The organism is Microbacterium sp. AK031 (assembly GCF_024807145.1).
In the GTDB taxonomy this organism is placed as follows: domain Bacteria; phylum Actinomycetota; class Actinomycetes; order Actinomycetales; family Microbacteriaceae; genus Microbacterium.
In genome coordinates, this window is sequence record NZ_JANUCA010000002.1 from 149,726 (window position 1) to 174,706 (window position 24,981).

The 24,981-nt window shown below is 66.3% G+C and carries 22 protein-coding genes; 8 read left to right on the forward strand and 14 right to left on the reverse strand.

Going from position 1 to position 24,981, the window contains the following annotated elements; all coding sequences use genetic code 11:
• Positions 1–64: 64 nt before the first annotated feature.
• The 5 genes from HDC95_RS06020 to HDC95_RS06045 all read right to left on the reverse strand — a co-directional run bounded on the left by HDC95_RS06020 (position 65) and on the right by HDC95_RS06045 (position 4,128).
• On the reverse strand, positions 65–769 hold the full coding sequence (locus HDC95_RS06020) for an HNH endonuclease signature motif containing protein (protein ID WP_259062381.1): 705 nt from the start codon (positions 767–769) through the stop codon (positions 65–67).
• 2 nt (positions 770–771) lie between these two features.
• The gene (locus HDC95_RS06025) at positions 772–1,380 is read right to left on the reverse strand and encodes a 13E12 repeat family protein (protein WP_259062382.1); all 609 of its coding nucleotides are present in this window, start codon (positions 1,378–1,380) and stop codon (positions 772–774) included.
• 647 nt (positions 1,381–2,027) lie between these two features.
• A complete protein-coding gene (locus tag HDC95_RS06035; RefSeq protein ID WP_396652673.1) occupies positions 2,028–2,429 on the reverse strand; it encodes a YciI family protein in 402 nt (133 codons plus the stop codon).
• 44 nt (positions 2,430–2,473) lie between these two features.
• On the reverse strand, positions 2,474–2,830 hold the full coding sequence (locus HDC95_RS06040; RefSeq protein ID WP_259062384.1) for a YciI family protein: 357 nt from the start codon (positions 2,828–2,830) through the stop codon (positions 2,474–2,476).
• Positions 2,827–4,128, reverse strand: a complete 1,302-nt coding sequence (locus tag HDC95_RS06045) for an RNA polymerase sigma factor (protein ID WP_259062835.1) — start codon at positions 4,126–4,128, stop codon at positions 2,827–2,829. Before HDC95_RS06045 ends, HDC95_RS06040 begins: the two co-directional genes overlap by 4 nt.
• 122 nt (positions 4,129–4,250) lie before the next feature.
• Here HDC95_RS06045 and HDC95_RS06050 point away from each other — a divergent pair, with 122 nt between their 5' ends.
• A complete protein-coding gene (locus HDC95_RS06050) occupies positions 4,251–5,294 on the forward strand; it encodes a class I SAM-dependent methyltransferase (RefSeq protein WP_259062385.1) in 1,044 nt (347 codons plus the stop codon).
• A gap of 201 nt (positions 5,295–5,495) precedes the next feature.
• On the opposite strand, the gene HDC95_RS16880 is transcribed toward HDC95_RS06050, so the two are convergent.
• Genes HDC95_RS16880 through HDC95_RS06060 form a run of 3 tightly spaced genes read right to left on the reverse strand, consistent with a single transcriptional unit; the run spans position 5,496 to position 6,985 of the window.
• Positions 5,496–5,642, reverse strand: coding sequence for a hypothetical protein (locus HDC95_RS16880; RefSeq protein ID WP_396652674.1), 147 nt, complete (start codon positions 5,640–5,642; stop codon positions 5,496–5,498).
• Position 5,643: 1 nt separating this feature from the next.
• On the reverse strand, positions 5,644–5,868 hold the full coding sequence (locus tag HDC95_RS16885; RefSeq protein WP_396652675.1) for an alpha/beta fold hydrolase: 225 nt from the start codon (positions 5,866–5,868) through the stop codon (positions 5,644–5,646).
• Positions 5,869–5,884: 16 nt separating this feature from the next.
• Positions 5,885–6,985: a YihY/virulence factor BrkB family protein gene (locus HDC95_RS06060; RefSeq protein WP_259062387.1), complete on the reverse strand. Its 1,101-nt coding sequence runs from the start codon at positions 6,983–6,985 to the stop codon at positions 5,885–5,887.
• 372 nt (positions 6,986–7,357) lie between these two features.
• On the opposite strand from HDC95_RS06060, the gene HDC95_RS06065 reads away from it, so the two are divergent.
• The 5 genes from HDC95_RS06065 to HDC95_RS06085 all read left to right on the forward strand — a co-directional run bounded on the left by HDC95_RS06065 (position 7,358) and on the right by HDC95_RS06085 (position 15,304).
• Positions 7,358–8,599, forward strand: coding sequence for a DUF2254 domain-containing protein (locus HDC95_RS06065; RefSeq protein WP_259062388.1), 1,242 nt, complete (start codon positions 7,358–7,360; stop codon positions 8,597–8,599).
• Positions 8,600–8,674: 75 nt separating this feature from the next.
• A complete protein-coding gene (locus HDC95_RS06070; RefSeq protein WP_259062389.1) occupies positions 8,675–13,252 on the forward strand; it encodes an ATP-dependent helicase in 4,578 nt (1,525 codons plus the stop codon).
• 21 nt (positions 13,253–13,273) lie between these two features.
• Positions 13,274–14,050, forward strand: a complete 777-nt coding sequence (locus HDC95_RS06075; protein ID WP_259062390.1) for an EI24 domain-containing protein — start codon at positions 13,274–13,276, stop codon at positions 14,048–14,050.
• Positions 14,043–14,816 (forward strand): DNA-formamidopyrimidine glycosylase family protein, encoded by a 774-nt coding sequence (locus HDC95_RS06080; RefSeq protein WP_259062391.1) that lies wholly within the window; start codon positions 14,043–14,045, stop codon positions 14,814–14,816. The genes HDC95_RS06075 and HDC95_RS06080 overlap by 8 nt, the downstream gene beginning before the upstream one ends.
• 80 nt (positions 14,817–14,896) lie before the next feature.
• Entirely contained in the window at positions 14,897–15,304 is a 408-nt protein-coding gene (locus HDC95_RS06085) for a transferase (RefSeq protein ID WP_259062393.1), read from the forward strand.
• An 11-nt stretch (positions 15,305–15,315) separates the two neighbouring features.
• Here HDC95_RS06085 and HDC95_RS06090 read toward each other — a convergent pair whose 3' ends face one another.
• Genes HDC95_RS06090 through HDC95_RS06100 form a run of 3 tightly spaced genes read right to left on the reverse strand, consistent with a single transcriptional unit; the run spans position 15,316 to position 19,025 of the window.
• Positions 15,316–17,148 carry an ABC transporter permease gene (locus tag HDC95_RS06090; RefSeq protein WP_259062394.1) on the reverse strand — a complete coding sequence of 611 codons (1,833 nt, stop codon included), beginning with the start codon at positions 17,146–17,148 and terminating at the stop codon, positions 15,316–15,318.
• Entirely contained in the window at positions 17,145–18,041 is an 897-nt protein-coding gene (gene phnC / locus HDC95_RS06095) for a phosphonate ABC transporter ATP-binding protein (protein WP_259062395.1), read from the reverse strand. Before phnC ends, HDC95_RS06090 begins: the two co-directional genes overlap by 4 nt.
• Before the next feature lie 39 nt (positions 18,042–18,080).
• Entirely contained in the window at positions 18,081–19,025 is a 945-nt protein-coding gene (locus tag HDC95_RS06100; RefSeq protein WP_259062396.1) for a PhnD/SsuA/transferrin family substrate-binding protein, read from the reverse strand.
• Positions 19,026–19,193: 168 nt separating this feature from the next.
• Here HDC95_RS06100 and HDC95_RS06105 point away from each other — a divergent pair, with 168 nt between their 5' ends.
• Complete coding sequence (locus HDC95_RS06105) at positions 19,194–19,922, forward strand: LysR family substrate-binding domain-containing protein (RefSeq protein ID WP_259062397.1); 729 nt, start codon at positions 19,194–19,196, stop codon at positions 19,920–19,922.
• Between the two features lie 19 nt (positions 19,923–19,941).
• Positions 19,942–20,658 (forward strand): glutamine amidotransferase-related protein, encoded by a 717-nt coding sequence (locus tag HDC95_RS06110; RefSeq protein ID WP_259062398.1) that lies wholly within the window; start codon positions 19,942–19,944, stop codon positions 20,656–20,658.
• Here HDC95_RS06110 and HDC95_RS06115 read toward each other — a convergent pair.
• From HDC95_RS06115 to HDC95_RS06125, 3 genes are all read right to left on the reverse strand, one after another.
• On the reverse strand, positions 20,655–23,195 hold the full coding sequence (locus HDC95_RS06115; protein ID WP_259062399.1) for an ATP-dependent Clp protease ATP-binding subunit: 2,541 nt from the start codon (positions 23,193–23,195) through the stop codon (positions 20,655–20,657). The two genes, HDC95_RS06110 and HDC95_RS06115, sit on opposite strands and share 4 nt — an antisense overlap.
• A gap of 70 nt (positions 23,196–23,265) precedes the next feature.
• Positions 23,266–23,727 (reverse strand): glutaminase, encoded by a 462-nt coding sequence (locus HDC95_RS06120; RefSeq protein ID WP_259062400.1) that lies wholly within the window; start codon positions 23,725–23,727, stop codon positions 23,266–23,268.
• Positions 23,724–24,932: a cation:proton antiporter gene (locus HDC95_RS06125; protein WP_259062401.1), complete on the reverse strand. Its 1,209-nt coding sequence runs from the start codon at positions 24,930–24,932 to the stop codon at positions 23,724–23,726. The genes HDC95_RS06120 and HDC95_RS06125 overlap by 4 nt, the downstream gene beginning before the upstream one ends.
• Between the last annotated feature and the right edge of the window lie 49 nt (positions 24,933–24,981).

Consider the following 24,981-nt stretch of genomic DNA (forward strand, 5'->3'; position numbering starts at 1 on the left):
AGCGCGGCATCCGCCAGAAGACCAGCGCGTCAGGATCGAACCGGACCGGTTGTCGACCGTTTCGTCAGAACGGCGGCTCGAATGGCGTCCGGTCGGCGACGTCTTCGAAGGTGACATAAGTGGCGACGCCCGGCGGGCGATCGACGTAGCTTCTGCCGGTGGGGCTGGTCCATTCCAATACCCCACCGCCGAGTTGTCGCACCTTCCATGGAGTCTGGTGCTTGGTCACATGATGTCGGCGGCAGAAATCGGCGAGGTTGGCAAGCGTCGTCGCACCTCCGTGCGCGCGATCGATCGTGTGGTCGTCATCGCAGAGCCTCGCCAGCAACCTGCATCCCGGGAATCTGCACCGTCTGTCCCGGGCCCGCAGGTACCGCCGCATCTCTGCCGAGGGGCGATATCTGTCCACTCCGAGCACCATTCCAGACACCGGGTGCGTGAAGACCCTGTCGAATCCGGGTGCATTGCCGGTCAGGATCCGAGCTGTTGCGGGGTCGACCGGCCCGACGCCCTCCAGATGCGCGGGAGAGGCGATCTCATCAGGGTCGGTCAACGACAGCACCGGGACCGTGATGTCAACGTGCGCGCGGATCTCACCCAGCAGCCCGTCGTCGGTCTCATGGCCGGTCGGCGTACCGGTGAGGATCAGATCGGCCAGCAGGTCGAACCGCAGCTGATTCAACGTCCGCTCATCTGCGAAGTCATCCGCCGCAGCACCCACCGAAGCGCCACCGGTCCGTTTCGCGGCCCGTGCGTTCTCGGCCTTCACCTTCAGCCCATCTGGGTCGCCCTATCGTGCGTGCCGTTGATGATCGCGCTCGGCCCGAACAACACGAGTTCGCCCATGCCGTCGTCGCGGCCTTTCACCCACGTTCCGCGCTTCTCCCGCGCTTCGCGGTGTCGCTCGGTGAACGATGTCTCCCGAAACCGCTCCGCCGTCTGAGCGGCGAACGGACGCAACCGGTTCGGGGTCTCCGCCTCGGCACGCGCGACCACGATCGCTTCGTAGCGGGCTCTGCTCTCAGCATCCTCGATCTGATCCCCGGCATCCATGATGACCCGCACGTGAGCCTGCGAGATGCGACCGTCGCCGAATGAAGCGGCCGTCGCGGGAAATCGCTCCGAGAGTCGCGAAGCGGTGCCCATGTGGGACTCGATCGTACGATCACTCAGCCGCAGGGCGGCGGCGATCTCGGTGGCCACCGCGCGCTGTGACATCTCACGCGATTCGATAGAATCGAACGGCTCATCATCGGCGATGCGCGAAGCAGTCGCCAACAGCGCCGACTTCGTCGCCATCAGCTGGTTGATCGTCTGGTCCACCGAGGAGAGGGTGGTGACGACATCGTCCAGCAGCGCATTCAACACCGGAGAACTCATCGTCGAACTCTTCGTATGTTCATTGAACTACTACCCTCCGACATTCCGTCATCACGATCGGCAATGTGCGAGTCCAGCCCGATGATGGTCGCACCATCGAGGTGCAGAGTTGCGTTCGATTGCGACCACATTCCCGCCGATGTCAGCGCAGCGGACAGCGGTTCTGAAAGATCATGATTGCCGGCCCCCACCAGTACTGGCAAGTCGGGCGGAAGGCGCGCGAAGAAACTCCCCTACTCTCGCGCACTATTCACACTCGCGCATCGCGCGTTCGTCGTCTCCGCAGCCGATCAGCCAGCGGATTCCGAATCGGTCGACTACTTGTCCGACGTATGCGCCCCAGCTCCGCTCTTGAAGCGGATCAAGGACGCGACCGCTCTGAGCGTGTGCGTCGAACCGGCGAGTGAGCGTAGGGCCGTCGGCCGTTCCGAGGAGCGCGATACTGACTCCGACCATCGATACGGTCTCCTCTCCGTCGGTGGCGTAGAGGAGACCGGCCCTGAGAGAACGCCATGTGCAATCGCATCAGCAGGTTCGTCGGTGCGACCGAACTCCTGGAAGGTATGCAACGAGAGCCTTCCTCCGAAGCTGTGGTGATAGTACTCGAGGGCCGAGGCTGAGTTGCTGGGAAACCAGAGATTGTGTAGTCATCGTTCACTTCGAGCAGATGCATTTGTCGAAGATCCGGCGTCGACGGGCTCATGCTCCGCCACTTCACCACCGCTGTGCACAGGACGTATCTCCACACCTCCGCCGGAGATCAGGGCCGGGTCCCTGCTGGCGAGTGCGGCCGCCTCATCGAGGCTTGCGGCATTCAGGATGTACATGCCGGCGACGACGTCGCCGTTCGCGTTGTACGGGCCATCTGTTGCGCCGTGTGCGCGAAGTGTGCGGGCGTAGTCGCGCGGAGTGAATGCGTACGCGCTGTGCAGTTTTCCCGTGGCGACCATTGAGTCATAGTGATCATCGCAGTCGCGTAGCTGCTCTTTCGTCGCTTCGGGCGCGTGCGCTGAGTCGTTCGCGTAAATGAGAACGGCGTATTGAGGCATGTTCGTCTCGTTTCTTGTTGCTGGTTGAGAGGGGGCGGGTGGGCTTATTTCTCGTCCCAAGGGAGCTTCACGACGGGGAGGATGTATATCCGTCCGATTGTGGCTGTGGGGTGCTTAGCCATGTATGTCGCCGCCTCTTCGGTCGAGTCGGCGGTGATGATGTCGTAGCCGGCGAACCACTCTTTGAGCTCGGGGAACGGCCCGTCGGTGACGAGCACTTGTTCGTTTCGAACAGCCACAGACTTGGCCTGCTCGGGGCCTGCAACGGGGGCGCCGTCGTGCAGTCGCGCGGCAGTTTGGCCTTCCTCGGCCCATTTCCCGAGCAATCGCTGATCTTCGGTCTGGGACAGGGGCTTTCCCGTTGAGTCGGTCATGTGGATGACCAGATACTCACTGCTCATTTGATGTCTCCATTCGTTGTGATATCCGGGTTCTCATACCCGGCTGGTACCGCTAGTTGATTCCGGCGACGGATGAGGTGCGTTCGTTCCGCGATGTTGTGGGCGAGATCGATGGCGACGCCGTAAGCCGCGCGCGCACGTTCGGATTGGCCTGACGCGCGCAGCAACTCGGCGCGTGTCACGTGAAAGCCGTGAAAGCCGTCGAGGGCACCGCGGAGGCGCTCTACCATGGACAAGGCGACCAGCGGTGAGTCGAGTTCGCCGATTGCGATCGCCTTGTTCAAAGTGACGAGTGGACTTGGGTCGATGAGTTCCAATTGTTCGTAGAGCGAGACGATCCGCTCCCAGTTCGTGTCCCGGGGTTGCGGCGCTTCGACGTGAACCGCGTTGATCTCAGCCAAGAGCATGAACCGTCTGCGTGGAGTGGATCTGACCGTCGGCCAACGGTCGCCGCCCAACAGGGAGAGTCCTTCGCTGATCAGCGCTCGATCCCACGATCCGCGGTCCTGCTCGTCCAGACGGATCAGCTCTCTCCCGTCGGCGCTGAGCCGGGCGTCCGCGCGCGCCTCCGAGAACAGCATGAGTGCCAGGAGCCCTGTTGCCTCGTGCTCTTTGGGCAGCAACTCCCGTACCAGTCGGGCGAGACGGATGGCTTCGCCTGTGAGGTCTCGACGGAGAGGTGCCACATTCGGCCCGGATGCGAAGTAGCCCTCGTTGAACACGAGGTAGAGAACCGCGAGCACGCCGTCGATCCGCTCCAAAAGGTCACCAGCAGCGGGCATGCGGTACGGGATCTTTGACGCTTTGAGCTTCGCCTTGGCTCGAGTGATCCGCTGGCCCATGGTGCTCTCCTGAACCAGAAAAGCGTGCGCGATCTCGGATACTTTGAGGCCGCCCACCATACGCAACGTCAAGGCGACGCGTGCCTTCATTGTCAGGGCCGGGTGGCAACAGATGAACAGCAGTCGCAGGCGATCGTCCTCCACCGCGCCGACAGGCTCGGATGGAGTCGGATCGCAGAGGATGAGCGCCTCCAGATACTTTGACTCTCGGTGCGCCTCACGCCGCAGCCGATCGATCATCTTTCGGTACGCGGTCGTTGTGATCCACCCACCAGGATTAGGCGGTGGACCGTCCACGGGCCAATGCTCGACGGCAGAAGCGAACGCCTCCGCGGTCATCTCTTCCGCGAGGTCGAGGTCGCCGCATCGCCGTGCGAGTCCCGCAACGATGCGGGCCCATTCCTCGCGGTGGGTGCGCGCGACTACCTCGTGTATGAAGACCAAGCCGTCCCCCATCAAACTCACCTCGCTACCGTGAATACTCAGCCGTCCGTTTTGTCTCGTGTGCGATCACATTTCGGTCTATCTGATGATGCTACGAACGAGGCCCTCGAGATTCGACACGTCGTCGATAGAACGTGCGCATCCACGACAAGAGCCGCCCCGGCTTCAGGCGTTCAGGTACCGGCGCCGTCGATCGCCTTCTGCCGTCGCATCGTTCCCCTTTGTGGGCGAGGTTCTTCTCGGCACGCCTCGTTTCCATCCGGTACAGAAGTATCGCCATCATGGGATCGTTGTACATCGGCAGTGCCTTTCCTGTCTCGGCGATGATGCGGATCGATCACTCGTCACATATGGACCACGAACGACCCCACACCATTTCGACACTCGGTATGACGTTCCCACGCTGGCGGCACTCCCGCCACGATGAAGCCTCGCCAAGGAGCGGGCCGAAGATCCCGCCGAAATCCTCTACCGGATCCTGCTTACGCGGCGCGATCGCCGGCAGCTGGCCGCTTTCCTCGCCGAAACTCGCAGGCTCGGCGTGGGTGGAACTCCGGAGTGCTTCCTGCAAGTATCGGCGAGTGATCGAAGACGCGAGAGATCTGTGGGACCGAGAGGCAGAGACGTTCGATCAGGCCGCCGATCATGGTCTCCGAGATCCGGTGGTTCGCCGCGCGTGGGCCGATCTGCTACTCCCGTTGATCGGGGAACCCGGCCGTCGCGTTGCAGACTTGGGGTGCGGCACGGGAACGCTGTCCGCTCTTCTCGCGGTAGAGGGGCAGCATCTCGTGCACGGAGTGGACTTCTCGACGGAGATGATCCGGCGGGCTCGAGAGAAGGCGGCCAAGGTCGTACCGCGTCCGGTCTTCTCAGTGGCGGATGCCTCGGAGCCGCCACTACCTCCGGCTTCATTCGAAGTGGTTCTCTGCCGCCACGTCTTGTGGGCGATGCGCGACCCTTCCGAAACACTGCAGAGATGGATCGAGCTGCTGGCTCCGGGCGGCGTGCTCGTCCTGATCGAAGGCAAGTGGAGCAATGGTGTGGGTCTGAAGGCCTCCGAGTGTGCCCGACTCGTCGGGAGTCTTCGGGCCGACGTTCAACTGCAGATGCTGGACGACGACGTGTACTGGGGCGGCCGAACCGATGACGAGCGATATCTGATTCTCAGCGCGAGCTGACTGCTCGGCATGCCGCCCCAAGCTCTCCCTGCTGAAAACGATTGTTTACGGTGGATCGAGCAAAGCTCGTGACGATGCTGTCGAGTGCGATGGCCAGCGCCGAAATGCGGAGGATCTCGGTGCGCTGGACGATGGTCGGTGGGCGATGAGCGGACACGATCGAGCGCAGCGCGAAGGCGTGGTCGCGTTCTTCCGCAATCCTCACTTTCGTCGTGCTGTGTGCTTGGTGCCGTTCGCCGCGATCGGCGACGTCCCCGGGAGCACCAGGGTAGGGATCACGTTCAGCAGGGCCAGGAGGATCTCGCCCTCGGCCGGGATGAATGCGTCGACGTACGAGAGGCTCTTCACGTCAGTCGCTGAGCGCGGCCTCACTGATGACGGCTCCGCCGTAGGAGTGGCCGACCATCACGACGCGTCCGGTGGTGCGGGCCACGAGATGATGCAGGCTGTCCGCAGCGGAGGTTTCGGCGACGTGGCACTCGTCGGCGCACTCGTCCTCGAGCCGAACGGTACGCTGAGCGTGATCGGCAAAGACTCGGTCGGAACGGGCGCCGCGCTGACCCAGGAGGTCCATCCCTGATGCTGCGAAGCTAGGGCCGCCGCCGGTTCAACCCGCGCGAAACCTTCTCCAGGAACCGCCTGCTGCGCTTGAAGAGCGTGTCCGACCTCGGCACGAGCGTTTCCCCCCGCCGCAATCGAATGCCGCGCTCCTCAGTGATCTTCTGGGAGCGTGCTGCCCTCTCGCTCACAGTGGTGTCTCGTGGAGAGCGCTGCAGCTGCGACTCTGCCTTCTGCCCCGCTTGCAGCTGTCTTCCGCGCTCCAGTTCAGCGTTGAACTCGGCGCCGAAGAGTAACGCCAGATTGATGAGGAACAACCAGAGCAGGAAGATGATCACTCCGGCAAACGTGCCGAAGGTTCTGTTGTAGTCGGCGAAGTTCGACACGTAGGCGATGAAGCCTGCGGATGAGATGGCGAGCATGGCGACAGCGAGTACGGCGCCGATGCTCAGCCACCGCAGCGGCGGCTGTTTCAGATTCGACGTGCCCTTGTACAGCAACGTGATCATCGAGACGACTGCGGCCGTGAGCATCGGCCACTTCAAGACGTCCCAGGTGGTCAGAGCGGCGTCGCCTATGTTGAGCGCACCGCCGACGACACGCGACACCGGCCCCGACAACACGACGACGGCCACAACGATCAAAACGAGAAGCAGCAAGATGATCGTGACGCCGAGCTGAGCGGGCTTGCGCTTCCAGTATGGCCGCCCCTCATCAACGCCATAGATCCGATTGAGAACGCGGCCGAACGCACCCACATAGAGCGAAGCTGACCATACCGCCGTCACGATCGCCACGATCAGAGTAAGACCGGCGGTTGAAGCTCCGGCAGCCTCGGCCAACGGGGCCCGAAGAGTGTCGGTCACGGCCCGCGGAGCGACCTCATCCAGCAGCGAAAGCAGACGATCGAGGACTCTCTCACTGTCGGCGAGTATCCCGATCGATGCCACGATCGCCAGCCCGGCCGGGAAGATCGATAGCACCCCGAAGAATGTCAACGCTCCCGCACCATCGACACACCCGTCCTTCGCAAACTCCTGCAGCGTGCGGCGACACGCGTACACCCACGTCTGCTTGCGAAGTTGTGTCGGATTTGAAACCTTGTTCAGATTGGTCGACGCACCGTTCGGCATGCACTCCACGGTACGCGGACCAGGCTCCGCACTGAATACGACCTGCACAGATGCATCCATGGAAGATTGGGGGTGTGACGCGCATTGCAACCCCATCGGGTCGGCGAACGGCGAGGCGTATGGTGAGCGCATGACTCTCGCCCAGACTCCTCTCGATGTCGACGGACGCGTTCATCTCCGGAGACTCTCTTCCCCGTTCGTGTATCTGATCGAGCGAAGATCACGCATGGAAGGTGGTGTCGTGCGTCTCCCGGCCGTCGAATTCTCATTGAATGCGCTGATCGCCCGCGCCTCGCGCAGGAACTCGTCGGCCCGGGGCGGATGCCGCAGGAAGCCACGCCCCTCAGCGCGTCCCCGCGGCGGGGTGACCCCGTGACAAGCAACATCCGGGTTCTCCTTCGTCGGCTGGGAAAGAAAGTCTGGGCGCGAGCCGCTCTGGTCACCGCGGTCTCGATCGTCTTCGTACTCGCTGCCGGGTGGGTGGGAACGCTGTTCCCCTTCATGTTGGTGATCGATCTCGGACAGGACTCAGTCGGCTCAATCCTGCAGATCATCGCAACCTCCATGCTCGCGGTGACGACGTTCTCAATCACCGCGATGGTCACCGCGTATTCCTCCGCCACGACCACCGCGACACCTCGGGCGACCCAACTCCTCGTCGAAGACCCCACCTCGCAGAACGCTCTTTCTACGTTCGTCGGCGGTTTCACGTTCTCCCTCGTAGGCATCATCGCCCTATCGACGGGATACTACGGCGACCAAGGACGAACCATCCTGTTCCTCGGCACGCTGATCATGGTCGCCATCATCGTCGTCACGCTCTTGCGGTGGATTGCACACCTCTCCACCTTCGGGCGCATGGCCGACATCATCGACCGCGTCGAAGCAGCGGCATCGACCACGCTGAACGCCTATGCCGCTTCTCCCTCACTAGGGGCTCGGACATCCGACTCCAAGGAGATCATCGGTGAATCTGTTCCGTCGCACGAGTCCGGCTACGTCACTTTCGTCGATGTCGCCGCTCTCGAGCGCATCGCTTCCCGACTCGACTGCGACATCCACGTGCTCGCCCTCGCGGGCCGATACGCCGACACAATGTCGCCACTCGCCGTCATCCGCTCGGCGACAGCCCTGGACAGCGAGACGCGGAAGGCAGTCGTGGGCACCTTCCGCATCGAAGCCCACCGCACCTACGAACAAGATCCACGCCTCGGCATGATCGCTCTCGCTGAGATCGGTAGCCGAGCTCTGTCGCCGTCGACCAATGACCCCGGCACCGCGATCGAGATCCTCAGCGTTCTGCAGCGCATTCTGTCGAAGGCGCTGCAGACCGACCCAGACGCAGCCGTGAAGTATCCGCATATCTGGATCAGACCCGTCGCACTCAGCGATCTCATCGTTGACGCGTTCCGGCCCATCTCGCGAGACGGGGCGGGGATCATCGAAGTGCAGATCCGACTACAGAAGTGCCTCGCTTCGCTCGCTGCTACGGCACCCCAACACGCGCACCTCTTCGCGATGGCAGCAGACCGGGCGCACAGCCAGACCCTTCACGCACTCTCCGACGAAGAGCGGCGAGAACTCGATGGGCTGCGGCGAACCCTGTGGCACTGACCAGGCCACTGTCGATCTGCGAGGTCCGAGATGAGGAGACAGCCCGATGTCCCACCCACAGACGATGATGGAGGGATGAGCGATGTGCTCGACCGTTTCACCCCCGCCACACAGGACTGGTTCCGGGGGGCTTTCACTGCGCCCACGCCGGCGCAGGCGGGCGCGTGGGATGCGATCTCGGCAGGCAGGCATGCGCTCGTGGTCGCCCCGACAGGGTCGGGTAAGACACTCTCTGCGTTCCTCTGGGCCATCGACCGCGTCTTCCGCGAGCGGACGGATGCTGGAGATGCGGTCCCCGCGAAAGGCACTGCCCGCACACGCATCCTCTACATCTCACCGCTGAAGGCGCTGGGCGTCGACGTCGAGCGCAACCTGCGCTCCCCCCTGGTCGGCATCGGGCAGTCCGCCCGCCGGCTGGGGCTGGCGGCCCCGGCGGTGAGCGTCGGCGTCCGATCCGGAGACACCACCTCGAGCGACCGCCGGAAGCTCGTCTCCGACCCGCCCGACATTCTCATCACCACTCCCGAATCGCTGTACCTCATGCTCACGAGCCGTGCCGGCGAGACTCTGCGCGACGTGCACACTGTGATCATCGATGAGGTGCACGCCGTCGCCGCGACCAAACGTGGCGCACACCTCGCCGTGAGCCTGGAGCGGCTGGATGCGCTGCGCCGAGCGGGCCGCGAAGACACCCCGCCCGCACAGCGCATCGGCTTGTCGGCGACGGTGCGCCCAATCGACGAGGTGGCTCGCTTCCTCGGCGGCTCCGAGCCCGTCGAGATCGTCGCGCCTAAGGCATCCAAGACATTCGACCTGTCGGTCGTCGTGCCGATGGATGATATGACCAACCCGCCTCCCCCGCCCGGTGCCCCGCTCACGAGCGACGATCCGGCCGAGTACACCGAGGTCACGGGATCCGTCTGGCCGCACGTCGAGGAGGCGATCGTCGATCGCATCCTCGAGAACAAGTCCACGATCGTCTTCTCCAACTCGCGTCGTTTGGCGGAGCGCCTCACCGGCCGGCTCAACGAGATCTACGCCGAACGCATCGGGGTGCCCGTTCCGGAACCCACGGGGCCTCCTGCCGCGATGATGGCGCAGGCCGGATCCACCGCTGGGGCGGATGCCGTGCTCGCCAAGGCGCACCACGGGTCGGTCTCCAAGGAGCAGCGTGCCCTCGTCGAGGAAGAGCTGAAGTCCGGCATCCTGCGCTGCGTCGTCGCGACGAGCAGCCTCGAACTCGGCATCGACATGGGCGCGGTCGACCTCGTCATCCAGGTGGAGGCGCCGCCGTCCGCGGCATCCGGCCTGCAGCGCGTCGGACGCGCCGGCCACCAGGTCGGCGAGATCAGTCGCGCCGCGCTCTTCCCCAAGCATCGTGGCGACGTGCTGCACACTGCGATCGTCACCGAACGGATGCTGGCAGGCAAGATCGAGGCGATCGCCGTGCCGCGCAACCCGCTCGACATTCTCGCGCAGCAGACGGTCGCCGCCTGTGCCCTGACGCCGATCAGCGTCGAGGAGTGGTTCGAGACCGTGCGGCGCAGCGCGCCGTTCCAGTCGCTCCCCCGCTCGGCCTACGAAGCGACCCTCGATTTGTTGGCTGGGCGTTTCCCCTCTGACGAGTTCGCGGAGCTGCGCCCTCGTGTCATCTGGGATCGCGACGCCGGCACTCTCACGGGACGGCCCGGCGCGCAGCGGATCGCCGTCACCAGCGGCGGCACGATCCCCGACCGCGGCCTGTTCGGTGTGTTCGTGGCCGGCGAGGGAGCGGGCCGCCGAGTGGGCGAGCTCGATGAGGAGATGGTCTACGAGTCCCGAGTCGGCGACGTCTTCACGCTCGGCACGACGAGCTGGCGCATCGCCGAGATCACCCACGACCGTGTCAACGTGCTGCCCGCATACGGCCAGCCGGGCAAGGTGCCGTTCTGGCACGGCGACGGCATCGGCCGCCCCTACGAGCTCGGTGAGGCACTGGGGAAGTTCTCCCGCGAGGTCTCGACCGCGGCCCCGGAGAAGGCCGCGCAGCGCCTGATCGAGGCCGGTCTGGACGGACAGGCGCGCATCAACCTGCTCGCGCATCTGAGCGAGCAGCGTGAAGCCACCGGCACCCTCCCAACCGATCGCACGCTGACGGTCGAGCGCGGTCGAGACGAGGTCGGCGACTGGCGGGTCATCCTTCATTCCCCATACGGGATGAAGGTGCATGCGCCGTGGGCGCTCGCGATCAACGCGCGCGTCAGGGAGCGCCTCGGCGTCGACGGGTCGGCTGTGGCGAGCGACGACGGCATCATCGTGCGAATCCCGGATGCCGATGCTGAGCCGCCCGGCGCCGAACTGTTCGTGTTCGACCCCGACGAGCTCGAGCACGTGGTCACCGAGGAGGTCGGCGGCTCTGCCCTATTCGCCTCGAGGTTCCGCGAGTGCGCTGCACGTGCCCTGCTGATGCCGCGCATGAACCCGAACAAGCGCACGCCGCTGTGGCAGCAGCGCCAACGATCCGCGCAGCTGCTCGAGGTCGCACGGCGCCACCCCACGTTCCCTGTCATCCTCGAGACGCTGCGCGAAGTGCTGCAGGACGTATACGACCTGCCGTCGCTGAGACGGCTCACGAACGCCATCGCCGAGCGCAAGGTGCGACTGGTCGAAACGGAGCCCGCGCAACCGTCGCCGTATGCACGCGACCTGTTGTTCGGCTATGTCGGCGCGTTCATGTACGAGGGCGACTCACCACTCGCCGAGCGTCGAGCGGCCGCGCTGTCGGTCGATCCGGCACTGCTCGGCGAGCTCCTCGGAACCGTCGAGCTGCGCGAGCTGCTCGACCCTGATGTGCTCGCCCAGTGGGAGCAGGAGGCGCAGCGCCTCGACCCCGAGCGTCGCGTACGAGGGCTGGAGGGCGTCGCCGACCTGCTCCGGATGCTGGGGCCGCTTGATGCGGCGGAGGTCGCGCTGCGCTTGGAGGAAGAGATCACCGCGCAGCAGCACCTCGACGACCTCATCACCGCCCGTCGAGCGATCCCTGTCACGATCGCCGGCATCCCTCATGTCGCCGCGATCGAGGACGCCGGACGCCTCCGCGACGCGCTCGGCGTCGCTCTGCCCACCGGCATCCCGGTCGCCTTCCTCGAGCCTTTCGCCGATCCACTCGGCGACCTGGTCGCCCGATTCGCGCGCACGCACGGCCCGTTCACGACGGATGCCGTCTCGCTCCGCTTCGGCATCGGCTCGGCCGTCGCCCGGCACACGCTGCAGCGGCTGGAGAACGCCGGTCGCCTCACCAGCGGCTACTTCCTGCCAGAAGCGGCCGGCAGCGGATCCGACATCGAATGGTGCGACACCGAGGTGCTGCGACGCCTGCGGATGCGCTCGCTCGCCGCCATCCGCGGCAGCGTCGAACCGGTCTCCCCCGAGGCGTACGCCCGGTTCCTGCCCGAATGGCAGCATCTCGGGAGGCCCTTGGAGGGACTCGACGGCGTCGTATCGGTGATCGAGCAGTTCGCCGGCGTGCCCATCCCCGCCAGCGCGTGGGAGTCGCTCATCCTGCCCTCCCGCGTTCGCGACTACACGCCGGCGCTGCTGGACGAGCTGACCGCCAGCGGCGAGGTCATCTGGTCGGGGCACGGCACGCTGCCGGGGCGCGACGGATGGGTGTCCCTGCATCCTGCAGATCTGGCACCGTTCACGCTGCCCGACCCGGAAGACGAACTCGCGCCCGACTCCCTCGAATCTCAGCTGCTGAGCGCGCTGAGCGCCGGCGGCGCCTACTTCGCCACACAGCTGCGCGAGATGACCGGCGCCGAGAACGAGCAGTCGGTGCTCGAGTCGCTGTGGAACCTCACCTGGTCGAGCAGAGTCACCAATGACACGTTCGCCCCGATCCGGTCGCTGCTCGCCGGCGGGTCGCAGGCGCACCGGGTGACCCGACGCGCGCCTCGCACTCGCACGTATCGCGGCATGTCCCTGGCGCGCACTCCCGCTCGGCCGACAGCGGTGGGTGGGCGGTGGTCGCTGCTGCCGGCGGCCGAGACGGATGCGGCGCGTCGCGCCACCGTGAGCGCAGGACTGCTGCTCGACCGCTACGGCGTCGTCACTCGCGGTGCAGTGCAGGCCGAGGGCGTCCCCGGCGGATTCGCCCAGGCATACCGGGTGCTGGCCGGTTTCGAAGAGGCAGGGCACTGCCGACGCGGGTATGTCATCGAGAAGCTCGGGGCGGCGCAGTTCGCGGCATCCGCCACGGTCGATCGCCTCCGCACCTTCGCAGCCCTCGCCGACCCGGCGCCGCGCAGAGCTGTCACACTCGCCGCGACCGACCCTGCGAACCCGTACGGCGCGGCGCTCGCATGGCCGCGGCGCGAGGGCGTGTCGCATCGCCCAGGACGCAAAGCGGGCGGCCTCGTCGTGCTCGTCGACGGGTCGCTCGTGCTCTACCTCGAGCGGGGAGGGCGCACCGTGCTCGCGTTCGACGACGATCCGGAACTGCTGCGAGCCGCGGCATCCGATCTGGTCGCGACCTCTCGCGCGCGCCGACTCGAGACGCTCACGGTGGAGAAGATCAACGGCGAGGCGATCTACGGCACCGACTTCGCGATGGCTCTGCAGGAGGCCGGCTTCGTGGCGACCCCGCGCGGCTTCGCCCTGCGCAAGGCGCTGTAGCGCGATCGGTACGCTGGAGCCATGTTCCGAGAGTTCTTCGCCGGCGTCCGGATCCTCGGCCGGGGGTTCGGCATGTGGCGCACGCATACGAAGCTGCTTGCGCTCGGACTGATCCCGGCGGTCATCGCGTTCGTGCTTCTCGCGGGTGCGCTGATTCCCTTCGCGCTCGCTCTCGGACCACTCACCGAGTGGATCACACCGTTCGCCGACGGCTGGGTCAGCCCCTGGCAGGAACTGTTGCGCTTCAGCCTCGGCGCTGTCATCCTCATCGCCGCCCTGGCACTCGCCGGCGCGGTGTTCACCGCCCTCACGCTCACGATCGGCGACCCGTTCTACCAGCGCATCTGGCGCGGCATCGAGCGCTCGCTCGGAGGCCCTGAGCCCACCGGAGACACCGGGCTGCTGACCACGATCGGCGAGGGCATCCGCCTGATCGTCCTCGGAATCCTCGTGGCGCTGCTCACGATCGTCATAGGATTCGTCCCCGTGGTCGGCGGAGTGCTCGCCTCCGTCATCGGAGTGATCCTGTCAGGCCGCCTGGTCGCGCGGGAACTCACCGGCCGCGCCTTCGACGCACGCGGACTGACCACCCTTTCGCGCTCCGAACTGCTGCGGTCCGGGCGGGCCAGGGTCATCGGGTTCGGCGTGGCGACGCAGCTGTGTTTCCTCGTCCCGCTCGGCGCCATCGTCACGATGCCGGCCGCCGTGGCGGGATCCACGATTCTCGCGCGTTCCCTGACCGAGCGCGCGACCCCACCGCCGCAGGCGGTCGAACCGCCTCCCGCCTCCCATGCCTGAAGGCGACACTGTCTTCCGCACCGCGCTGCGACTCCATGAAGCGCTGGCCGGCGGAGCAGTGACCCGGTTCGACCTTCGCGTCCCCGCCTTCGCCACCGCTGATCTGACCGGCAGGACCATTCGCGGATGCGCCTCCCGGGGCAAGCACCTGCTGATGCGCATCGGCGATCAGACATTGCATTCCCATCTGCGCATGGACGGCGCGTGGCTCCTCTACCGCCCCGGCGAGAGGTGGCGGCATCCGGACTTCAAGGTCCGCGCGATCGTCGGCACGAACGATCGCGAAGCCGTCGGCATCGACATCGCCGAAGTCGAACTCATCCCCACCAGCACGGAAGAACAGCTGCTCGCGCATCTCGGCCCCGACCCGCTCTCAGAGGACTGGGATCTCGCCGAAGCCGCGCGCCGTCTCGACGCCGACATCCGCAGCATCCACGTCGCCCTTCTCGACCAGCGCAATGTCGCAGGCTTCGGCAACGAGTACGCGGCAGAACTGCTGTTCCTGCGTGGAATCCTGCCGACGACCCTGACGCCGAATGTGGACGTCAGGGCCCTCCTCGACCTCGGCGCGCGCACCATCCGCGCCAACAGGCTGCGCTCGAACCGCACCTTCACCGGAGTCGACAGACCGGGACAGAGCACCTGGGTATACGGCCGTGCCAACCGCCCGTGCCGGCGTTGCGGAACACTCATCCGTCGTGGCGCGCAGGGCGCCGATCCCACCCGCGAACGCGTCACCTTCTGGTGTCCGAACTGCCAGCGGTGAGCACCATCTCCGTTCGGGAATGAATTCGCCCATCCCGTGGTTGTTCATATATCCGGAGATGTCCGGATACGGGAGGAATCTTGGGTAAGAACTACATCGATATCGAAGACGACCAGGGCTCCACGCTGCGTTATCGCAAGCACGTCAACGGCCGCGGTCTCGTCGCGCACGGCGCGAAGGTGCACCCGAAGGCTGTTGTCGAAGCCGGCGCCTATGTCGAACCAGGAGCGCGCGTCGGCGCGGGAACGAAGGTCGCCCGCGGCGCGTGGGTCGAACCTGATGCCGTGATCGGCGACAACGCCTACATCGATGCGCACGCGCACATCGGTCAGGGGGCCGCCGTCGGTGATGGCGCGCACATCGGCGTCCGCACCGAGATCGGTGCAGGCGCACGTATCGCTCGCGGCGCGCGGATCGGTGCCGACGAGATCGTCGCCGCCGGCCTGCGGATCGCCACCGACCGGAAAGGGCTGTGGCTTGCGGCGTGACGCCGTGAACGCTACTTCAGAGCGCGTCGGATGAGGATCGAGGCTGACTCGACGACGACCACCATCGCGATGATGACGAGGACGTACGCCAGCACCTCGTCGAAGTGACGCCCCTGCAGCGCGTTCAGCAGCAGGAAGCCGATTCCGCCTGCGCCGACGATGCCGAGCAGCGTCGCCGAGCGGATATTCTGCTCGAGCAGGTAAAGCAGATGGCTCACCATCGCCGGCACCGACATCGGCATGGTCGATGAGAAGAACACCTGCGTGCGAGTGCCTCCCGCCGCCACCAATGCGCGCTCCGGGCCGTTCGGCACCTCTTCCATCGAATCTCCGATGAGCTTCGCGAGAAGTCCCACGCCGCCGATGCCGAGTGCAAGGGCACCGGCCTGTGGCCCGATCCCTGCGGCGATGATGAACAGGATCGCGACGACGAGGTCGGGGATCGCACGGATGAACAGCGCGATGCCGCGGAACAGGTTGCGCACCCAGCTGTTCGGGGCGACGTTGCGGGCTGAGAGCGGTCCGACGATCGCCGAGACGATGGTCGCCATGAGCGTCGCCGCGAAGGCGATCTGAATGGTCGTCATCACTGCAGCGAGGACGTCCGCCCAGTCGCGGCTGCCGAAGTGCGGTGGCCAGATGGCCCGGTCACGCTCTTCGCTGACGATCTGATCCCAGGCCGGAGTGAGCATCTTGGCGACATCCGGCACCGTGTACACGAACGCGCCGACGACGACGAGAATACCCAGCCACACCCAGAGCGTGTTGCTGATGCGACTCCGATCCCATGGGCGGTGCATCGCTGCCTCGATCCGCGCGTTGCGGTCCTGAGTTCTCGTGCGCTCCGGCTGTGCCGATTCGGCACCCTTCGGGTTCCGTCTGGCGACTGCACGAGCGACCGTGTCGCCTACGCCCTTGCCGGTCGGCTGGACGTTCAGCAGCCGGGTGCGCAGCAGCGACGAGACGATCTCGAAGACGACGCACAGCGCGATGATGATGACCACGATGGGAATGACACGGCGCATGCCGGCGGGGCCGCCGTGCAGCGCGCCGTCCAGCTCGTAGCCGATGCCGACCACTCCGACGACGCCGAGGATGACCGTCCCTCGCAGGTTGATGTCGGCGCGGTGAAGCGTCACCGCGACCCACGCCGGGAGGACCTGAGGAACGACGCCCGACCAGAACTCCTGCGACTTCGAGCCTCCGGCGGAACGAATCGCGAGCCGCGGTCCCTCCTCGGTCTGCTCGATCGCATCCGCGAACATCTTCGAGATCATGCCCACGGAGTGCAACCCGATCGCGACGATCGCGGGCAACGTGCCGGAGTTGAACCAGAGGAAGGCGAAGATGACGACGAACACGACATCAGGAATCGCACGCGCGATGACGCCGATGCCACGGCAGAGCGCCATGACGGTGAGATTCGGCGTCGTGTTGCGCGCGGCCCCGTAGGCCACCGGGATCGAGAGCACGGCGGCGAGCGCGGTGCCGGCGACGACCAGCGCGAGGGTGATGATGATCGTGAGGAACATCTGCCAGATCGGCTCGAAGCCGACCCACGTGGTGACGTACGCCGTCGCCCCATCCGCCTGCCGCTGGCCTGCGACATCCCAGCCCGGCCACTGCATGGGGGTCGCCATGTTGAGGAACCGGGTGATGTTCTTCCCGGTGGTCTCCATGCTCTTCATGCTGTAGTCCAGCGCGATGAACGACCAGACGCCGAGACCGAGGATCGCGATGATGGCGCCGTAGGAGACGATCGTGGACAGCCGAGGGGCCGGCCGTGGAACTGCAGCCACGCGCTCTGCGAGGGCGGGCGGCGCGGGTGGAGCGAGCAGTGTCATGCGGGCTCCTCGTTCGCCATCTCCTCGGCGAAGTTCTCGCGAGCCGATTTCCGGCGAAGCTCTTCGCGGAGCACCTGTGCGCGCGCTTCTGCGAGCTCGTCGTCGAGTGCGGCGATCTCGCTCGTCGTCGTGGCGACGCGGCCGTACACCTCCATCACCTCTTCGCGACTGAGATCGTCTGTGCGGGTGTCGAGCACGACCGAGCCGGCGCGCAGTCCGATGATCCGATCGCTCCAGCTCAAGGCGAGATCGACCTGATGGAGCGAGCAGATGACGGTCAGAGAGCGCTCGGCCGCGATCTCTCTGATGAGAGACATGATCTGGCTGCTCGACTCGGGGTCCAAGGAAGCGACGGGCTCGTCGGCGAGCAGGATCTCCGGATCCTGCATGAGAGCGCGAGCGATTGCGACGCGCTGCTGCTGACCTCCGGAGAGGTTGTCGGCACGCTGGTAGGCGAAGTCGAGCAGGCCGACGCGGTCGAGATGACCGAGCGCCTTCTCCCGCATGCGGCGCGGGAACGTCTTGATGCCGACGCGCGGTCCTCTGAGGGTCGACAGCCCTCCGGTCAGCACGTTCTCTAGGACCGTCAGCGCGCCGACGAGCTCGAACTGCTGGAAAATGAAACCGATGCGGCCGCGCAGCGCCCGCAGCGACCGTCCCCGCAGGCTCGAAACAGTCTGGCCGAGGGACTGTACTGCGCCCTCAGTCGGCGTCTCCAAGCCGTTGACGTGACGCAGCAGCGTCGACTTGCCGGATCCGGAGAGACCCAGCAGAACGACGATCTCCCCAGGCTCGACGGACAGTGACACCCCCTCCAGAGCCGGTTTCCCGGCTCCGGGGTACGTCTTTCCCAGATCGGTGATCCGGACGGCGGGGGTGTCACTGCTCGTCATATCAATACTCCTGAGTCGATTTCGTCGGGGTGCGAGGGGTCACGCCCGGCAGGCCTCGACCTCGTCAGCGATCTCGGTGCACAGCGTGCGGATGAGGTCGTAGTACGCGTCGTCGACGGCACCGAAGCCGAACCAGCCATCGGTCAGGAACTCGTTGAGCTCGACGCCCGCGTCCGTCAGGTCGGACTGGGTGCTGTCGGCGAGTGCGTCGAAGAGCTGGTCCTTGACGTCCTGCGGCAGTGCAGCCTGCAGCACGATCGGTGCGGCCGGCACCTGCACGCGCTCGACCTCGACGAGCTCGCCCGACGTGATCAGCGGGTCGGCGTCGATGTCCTGGGCGAAGCCGACCTGGCAGTCGGTGCCCTCGGCGACCTTCTTCGCGTTCAGGTCGTGCTCCTCACCGAAGAGACGATCGTCGTCGGCGACGGTGACGCCGGCCTCGAGCAGACCGCCCATCGGAACCGCGAAACCGGAGGTGGAGGTCGGGTTGACGAAGCAGACGGGCTGGTCGGCGAAGTCTGCGAGCGAGGTCACGTCAGCGGCGGCGGGATTTCTGACCGCGACCGAGAAGTAGCCGGGCTCGGCGCCCTCCTGGGTGATCTGCGCGCCGATGGGCTCGATGTCCGCGCCCGCGTTCTGCGCCTGGTAGTAGGTGAACGCGGATATCTGCGCGATGTCGATCTGGTCTGCGGCGAGGCCCTGCACGACGGCGGTGTAGTCGGTGGCCTGGAAGAGCTCGACCTCCTTGCCCGTGATCTCGGCGATCCAGTCGGCGATCGGCTGGGCGTCCTGGTCGGCGCCCTCATGGTCGGGCAGCACGGCGAAGATCAGCTTGTCGGCGCTGCCGGAGGCGAATGTGCCTTCCGCGGCAGTGGCATCGCCCTCGGTGTCGGAGGCAGCCGGCGAGGGGGCACAGGCGGCGAGGCCGAACGCGAGCGTGAGACCGGCGGCGATTGCGAGGCCGCGCTTCAGGGTGAACTGCATGGGGTGGACCTTTCGGTGACAGTGCAGGGTGAGGATCGGCGGGACGGCCGACTGCGACAGTCAAGGCGCGGGAGGCGTCGCCCGTGGATCGCGAACGCAACTGGTTCGTGAACGCGATGTGAATTCGCCGTGGTGTGGTCTCCGCCGTGGCGCGGGTACCCTGAATCCATGGTGAAACAGCGCGGGCGCGGAGGCTCCGCGAAGCGTCCCGCCTCCGCGAGGACGCCGTCGCGCACCCCCTCGCCGTCGGGGAAGAAGTCCGCCGCACGCGATCAGGTCGTCTTCGACTCGAGCCCCGTGCGCGAAGCTCCGCGTGTGTTCCGCCTCGGCGCCGTTGCGGGAGCCACTCCCGGCAGGTGGATCGACACGTGGAAGCAGCGCATGCCCCACGTCACGCTGGAGCTCGTGCCCATCGAGACCGAGCCCCAGCGCGCCTCGATCGACGAGTTGGATGCCGCGCTCATCCGCCTTCCGCTGGACGATGACACTCTGCACCTGATTCCGCTCTACGACGAGATCGCCGTGGTCGTCGCCTCCGCAGAGTCGCATCTGCTCGCGGTCGACGAGCTCGAGCCGTCAGATCTCGCCGGAGAGGTGCTGATCACGCCGCTCGATGACGTGCTCGGTCCGCTCGGCATCCCCGGCGTTCTGACGCCCGAGTTCGCTCCGCTCGCCACCACGGGCGATGCGATCGCCACCGTCGCCACGGGCGTCGGCATCGTGATCGTGCCGATGTCGCTGGCGCGGCTGCATCAGCGCAAGGGCACAGACCACCGACCGCTGCGCGGAGGCCCGATCTCCACGGTCGCGCTCGCCTGGCCCAGAGAGCGCACGACCCCCGACGTCGAGACCTTCGTCGGGATCGTGCGCGGACGCACCGCGAACTCCTCGCGCTGAGCGACGGTAGGTTATCGTCATGGCTTCGCTTCTCTATGTCTGCGTGCGGCCGGAGCGCGGCGCAGCAGAGGCGGAGCACGTCTCCTTCCAGCGAGGGCTCGCCGTCCAGGACCTGGATCAGTTCGACCTGCTCGCGGGTCCCCTCACCGATGAGGTGCTCGCCCGTCACGACGGATTCGTCATCGGCGGTTCACCGTTCAACGTGACGGATGCCGTGAAATCGCCGTTGCAGCAGCGCGTCGAGGCCGACCTCGAATGCATCGCCGCTCGTGCGCTCGACGGTCATGCCGCAGCCTTCTTCACGTGCTTCGGGATCGGCGTCGTGACCCGCATGCTCGGAGGCACGCTGACCCTCTCGCACCCCGAAGCCACCCGAGCGACGCAGATCAAGACGACGGATGCCGCGGCGACCGACCCCGTCTTCGGGCCCAGCGCACCGGCCCTGAGCGTCTTCACCGCGCACAAGGAGAGCGCTGTCGCCGCACCCGCGGATGCAGTGCTGCTCGCGACGAACGACGATTGCCCCGTGCAGGCGTACCGTGTCGGCACCGGACTGTACGCGACGCAATTCCACCCAGAGCCGAGCCCGCGGGACTTCGCCGACCGGATGACGTTCTACCGGGGCAACGGATACTTCGACCCCGAGGCGTTCGACGCCGTGGAAGCAGAGATCCTCGCCGCCCATGGTGTGGGCGGCGAGGATCTGCTGCGTCGATTCGCGGAGAACTTCGCCTAAGCGGAGGCGTGCACCGCCGCCTCGACCACGAGGCCGTCGGCTGCGGCATCCACTCGCACGACGCCGCCGTCATCGAGAGCACCCGAGATCAGCAGATCGGCGATGCGGTCGTCGACCTCGCGCTGGATCAAGCGGCGCAGCGGGCGGGCACCGAACTCCGGCTCGTAGCCGTGTTCACCGAGCCATGCCACTGCGGCATCGGACACATCGATGCGCATGTCTCGCTCCGACAGACGGGTCGAGCTCGCCTCGAGCATGAGGCGGACGATGCGTGCCAGCTCGTCGCGAGTGAGCTTCTGGAACAGCACGATCTCGTCGATGCGGTTGAGGAACTCCGGCCGCATCGCCTCGCGCAGCTTGCCCATCACGCGGTCACGCAGATCCTTCATCGACGCGAAGCCGTTCGCCGAAGCATCCTGCGACGACACGAACCCGAGCGCACCCGAACGCGAAGCCAGGAACTCGCTGCCGACGTTCGAGGTCATCACGATCACCGTGTTGCGGAAGTCGACCGTGCGCCCCTGCCCATCGGTGAGGCGTCCGTCGTCGAGCACTTGCAGCAGCAGGTTGAACACGTCAGGGTGAGCCTTCTCGATCTCGTCGAACAGCACGATCGAGTACGGGTTGCGCCGCACGCGCTCGGTGAGCTGCCCTGCCTCGTCGTAGCCGACGTATCCGGGAGGAGCACCGACGAGCCGCGACACCGTGTGCCGCTCGCCGAACTCGCTCATGTCGAACCGGATCACCGCGGTCTCGTCGTCGAACAGACGATCGGCGAGAGCCTTGGCCAGCTCCGTCTTGCCGACACCGGTCGGGCCGAGGAAGAGGAACGAGCCGACCGGACGATGCGCATCACCCATCCCGGTGCGGTTACGGCGGACTGCACGCGCCACCGCAGCGACCGCGTCGTCCTGACCGATGACACGCGCGTGCAGATCGGCCTCGAGGTCGGCGAGACGCTCGCGCTCGCCTTCCGTGAGACGGCTGGCAGGGATGCCGGTCGCACGCGCGATCACCTCGGCGATCTCGCGCTCGTCGACGATCGCGGAAACGGCAGTCGATTCACCGGACGTCACCGCGTCGATGCGGGCCTGTGTCTGCAGGATCTCATCGCGCAGACGTGACGCCTCCTCGTAGTGCTCGCCACTGACGGCCGCGTTCTTGCGCGCCTCGAGGTCGGCGAGCTCCGTCATGAGCTCCGAGGTGTCGGCGGGAAGACCCAGCTTCAGGCGCAGGCGGGCACCGGCCTGATCGATCAGGTCGATCGCCTTGTCGGGCAGCACGCGGTCCGGCAGATAGCGGGCGCTCATGGTGACGGCGGAACGCAGGGCAGCATCCGTGTACGTCACACGGTGGTGATCCTGGTACGCGTCCGCCAGCCCGTCGAGGATGCGCACGGCATCCTCGATGCTCGGCTCATCCACCTTCACCGGCTGGAAGCGACGCTCCAGCGCCGGGTCCTTCTCGATCTGGCGGTACTCCTTGAGCGTCGTCGCGCCGACCATGTGCAGGTCACCGCGAGCGAGACGGGGCTTCAGGATGTTGCCCGCGTCCATGCTGCCGTCACCGGATCCACCGGCGCCGACGACCGTGTGCACCTCGTCGATGAACACGATCACCTCGTCCTTGTGCGCGGCGATCTCGTCCATGGTCTTGGTCAGCCGCTCTTCGAAGTCACCGCGGTAGCGGGTGCCGGCGAGCATGGCCGGCAGGTCGAGTGCGATCACCCTTCGGCCTTCAAGCTGGACCGGGACGGTGCCGTCAACGATCGCCTGGGCGATGCCGTCGACGATCGCGGTCTTTCCGACGCCGGCCTCGCCGATCAGTACCGGGTTGTTCTTCGTTCGGCGGCTGAGGATCTCGATGGTCTGCTCGATCTCGTCGCTGCGACCGATCACGGGGTCGAGCTCCCCTGCGCGTGCGCGCGCAGTCAGGTCGATGCCGTATTTGTCGAGCATGTCTGAGCCGGATGCCGGTGCGCCTACGTCGGGAGCGTCGGCGCCGAGCGGTGCGTCCACGTGCTCGCGCGCGGCCTCGGTGAGGGCATCCGCCGTCACTCCCATCTGCGCGAGCACCTGGCCGACAGGCACATCCTGTCCGAGCACGAGCGCGAAGAAGACGTGCGCGGGCTCGATGTAGGTCGCGCCCGAGGAACGTGCCACCTGATATGCGTGGAACAGCGCGCGACTCGCGCTCGGAGTGATGGTGGCGGCGTCGACCTCGGCGCGCGCGCCGGGCGCCGGAAGGCGGGTCTCGACGGCGTCGACGATCTGCTGCGGTGTCACGCCGATGCGTTCGATCGCCTTTGCGACGGTGGCGTCCTCGACGATCGCGCGCAGGACATGGAGGGCGTCGAGCTCGGTCTGACCGCGTTCGAGCGCCATGCGTCCCGCGTTCTGCAGGATCTCCTGCGTACGCGCGGTGAGGAACCGGCTGAGGTCGATCGACCGGGTCTGCCGGGCTCGCTCGCCTGCGAGATAGCGGGCGAGGAACTCATCGAACGAGTTCGCGCCGTTGTCGCTGAAGTCGTTGGGCATTGCGTTCTCCTAAAGTTGAGCGTGCTTCACTCAACCTCAACGCATAGCGTATGGGAGTATTCCCGGTCTCTCAGACATCGCGCATCAGATCGATCCGCTCACGCAGATACGCCTCCAACGGCATGTATGCACCGGATCTCGACCAGCGCACCTGCGGGATGCCGTCGATCGATGCCACCGGACCGGACGAGCCGCCGGCATCCACGGCATCCACGTCGATGACCGACCAGTCCACATGGACGACGTCGCCCTCGTCGAACCCGCCCCGCAACGCCAGCTGCCGCCGCGCCGCCCGCGCTCGCGCCGATTCCGCGGTGTATCCACGGCGCCCTAGATCGGCGGCACGCAGGATCTCGGCCGTCGCCAGGGTCCTGTCGTCGGTGAGCAGCAGCACTCCGATGTGCCAGGCCTCGCCCACGCGCACGATCCGCTCGCCGCGCCAGCGCGATGAGCGTTCCTCGCCGAGCCCCTCCTTGGGCACGCCGGCGAGCGTCGCGCGCGCGGATGCCAGCAGTTCGGATGTCGTCGTCACAGCTCCCCCAGCGGCAGGTCTCGTTCAACGGCGTCCAGTCTGGCGCGATCTCCCCGCAGTGTCATCGCGATGAGCGGGAAGGCCAGCACGGAAAGCATGCCTGCGCCGACCAGGGCCGCTGCCATAGCCGGATCCAGGATCTTCTCGTCCACGCCGATGGCCGTCACGGCCACGATGATCGGGAGCCCCGTCGCCGCCAGCATCCCGATCGCCGTGCGTTCACGCACGCTCGCGCCGCTCGGAGCCGACAGCTGTGCGGCCGCGCCCCGGATCACCAGCAGAGCGATCAGGAACAACGGCACCATCGCGACCGCGACCGGCGAGGCGATGAGCAGGTCGAGGTCGAATGTGACACCGGTGTAGAGGAAGAAGATCGGCACCAGGAGGCCGAACGCGATCGCCTCGATCTTGCTCTCGATCGCCTCGGCATCCGGTTTAGGAGCCCGCGCCATGATGATGCGCCAGACAGCGCCGGCGACGAACGCGCCGAGCAGCATGTCGAGGTCGAGGACGACGCTGAGCCCGACCAGACCGGCGATCAGCAGCAGCACGAACCGCACCCCGAACTGTTCAGACGTGTGCAGTGTCGCCCTCACGACAGCGTGCAGCCGCCCATGAGGTGCGCGGCGGGCGACCAGGATCACCGCTCCGGCGAGTATGACGAACGTCAGCAGGATGGCAGCGGCCACGGGGGTCTTCCGCGTGCTGAGGAATATCGAGACCGCGATCAGCGGCAGGAACTCTCCGACCGCGCCGATCGTCGTGATGACCTTGCCGAAAGGCGTATCGAGTTCCCGCGCGTCTCGGAGGATCGGCATGAGTGTCCCCAGAGCCGTCGAGCTCAGGGCGATCCCGATCACGACCATGCCCTCATCCGGTGCGATCAGGAAGCCTACTGCGATGCCCAGCGCCAAGCTCAGCAGCCATCCGAGCGAAGCGCGCACGAGCGGTCTGCCCGTGACCGCGGGGAAGTCGATCTCGTTGCCGGCCATGAAGAACAGCATCGCCAAGCCGAAGTCGCTGAGTTTGTCGAGCACCTGGCTCGGTTCCGCCCATCCGAGCACGGCCGGGCCGAAGAGGATGCCGAGCACCAGTTCGAACACGATGATCGGAACGCGCAGCACCGGTCGGATGCCGCGGGCGAGCAGCGGTGCGGCCACAGCGAGCAGCGGTATCAGTACCAACCCGAAGTCGCTCGCTGTCATCCGCTCAGGCTATCGACACTGCGGTCCGCTGCGGGGCTGGATTCGTCAC

Bases quoted from the DNA above. Each gene is read 5' to 3' on its own strand.
- HDC95_RS06025 (WP_259062382.1), bottom strand. From the start codon at position 1,380: ATGAGTTCTCCGGTGTTGAATGCGCTGCTGGACGATGTCGTCACCACC.
- HDC95_RS06035 (WP_396652673.1), bottom strand. From the start codon at position 2,429: ATGCCTCAATACGCCGTTCTCATTTACGCGAACGACTCAGCGCACGCG.
- HDC95_RS06040 (WP_259062384.1), bottom strand. From the start codon at position 2,830: ATGAGCAGTGAGTATCTGGTCATCCACATGACCGACTCAACGGGAAAG.
- HDC95_RS06045 (WP_259062835.1), bottom strand. From the start codon at position 4,128: ATGGGGGACGGCTTGGTCTTCATACACGAGGTAGTCGCGCGCACCCAC.
- HDC95_RS16885 (WP_396652675.1), bottom strand. From the start codon at position 5,868: ATGGACCTCCTGGGTCAGCGCGGCGCCCGTTCCGACCGAGTCTTTGCC.
- HDC95_RS06060 (WP_259062387.1), bottom strand. From the start codon at position 6,985: ATGCCGAACGGTGCGTCGACCAATCTGAACAAGGTTTCAAATCCGACA.
- HDC95_RS06070 (WP_259062389.1), top strand. From the start codon at position 8,675: ATGAGCGATGTGCTCGACCGTTTCACCCCCGCCACACAGGACTGGTTC.
- HDC95_RS06075 (WP_259062390.1), top strand. From the start codon at position 13,274: ATGTTCCGAGAGTTCTTCGCCGGCGTCCGGATCCTCGGCCGGGGGTTC.
- HDC95_RS06080 (WP_259062391.1), top strand. From the start codon at position 14,043: ATGCCTGAAGGCGACACTGTCTTCCGCACCGCGCTGCGACTCCATGAA.
- HDC95_RS06090 (WP_259062394.1), bottom strand. From the start codon at position 17,148: ATGACACTGCTCGCTCCACCCGCGCCGCCCGCCCTCGCAGAGCGCGTG.
- phnC (WP_259062395.1), bottom strand. From the start codon at position 18,041: ATGACGAGCAGTGACACCCCCGCCGTCCGGATCACCGATCTGGGAAAG.
- HDC95_RS06100 (WP_259062396.1), bottom strand. From the start codon at position 19,025: ATGCAGTTCACCCTGAAGCGCGGCCTCGCAATCGCCGCCGGTCTCACG.
- HDC95_RS06105 (WP_259062397.1), top strand. From the start codon at position 19,194: ATGGTGAAACAGCGCGGGCGCGGAGGCTCCGCGAAGCGTCCCGCCTCC.
- HDC95_RS06110 (WP_259062398.1), top strand. From the start codon at position 19,942: ATGGCTTCGCTTCTCTATGTCTGCGTGCGGCCGGAGCGCGGCGCAGCA.
- HDC95_RS06115 (WP_259062399.1), bottom strand. From the start codon at position 23,195: ATGCCCAACGACTTCAGCGACAACGGCGCGAACTCGTTCGATGAGTTC.
- HDC95_RS06125 (WP_259062401.1), bottom strand. From the start codon at position 24,932: ATGACAGCGAGCGACTTCGGGTTGGTACTGATACCGCTGCTCGCTGTG.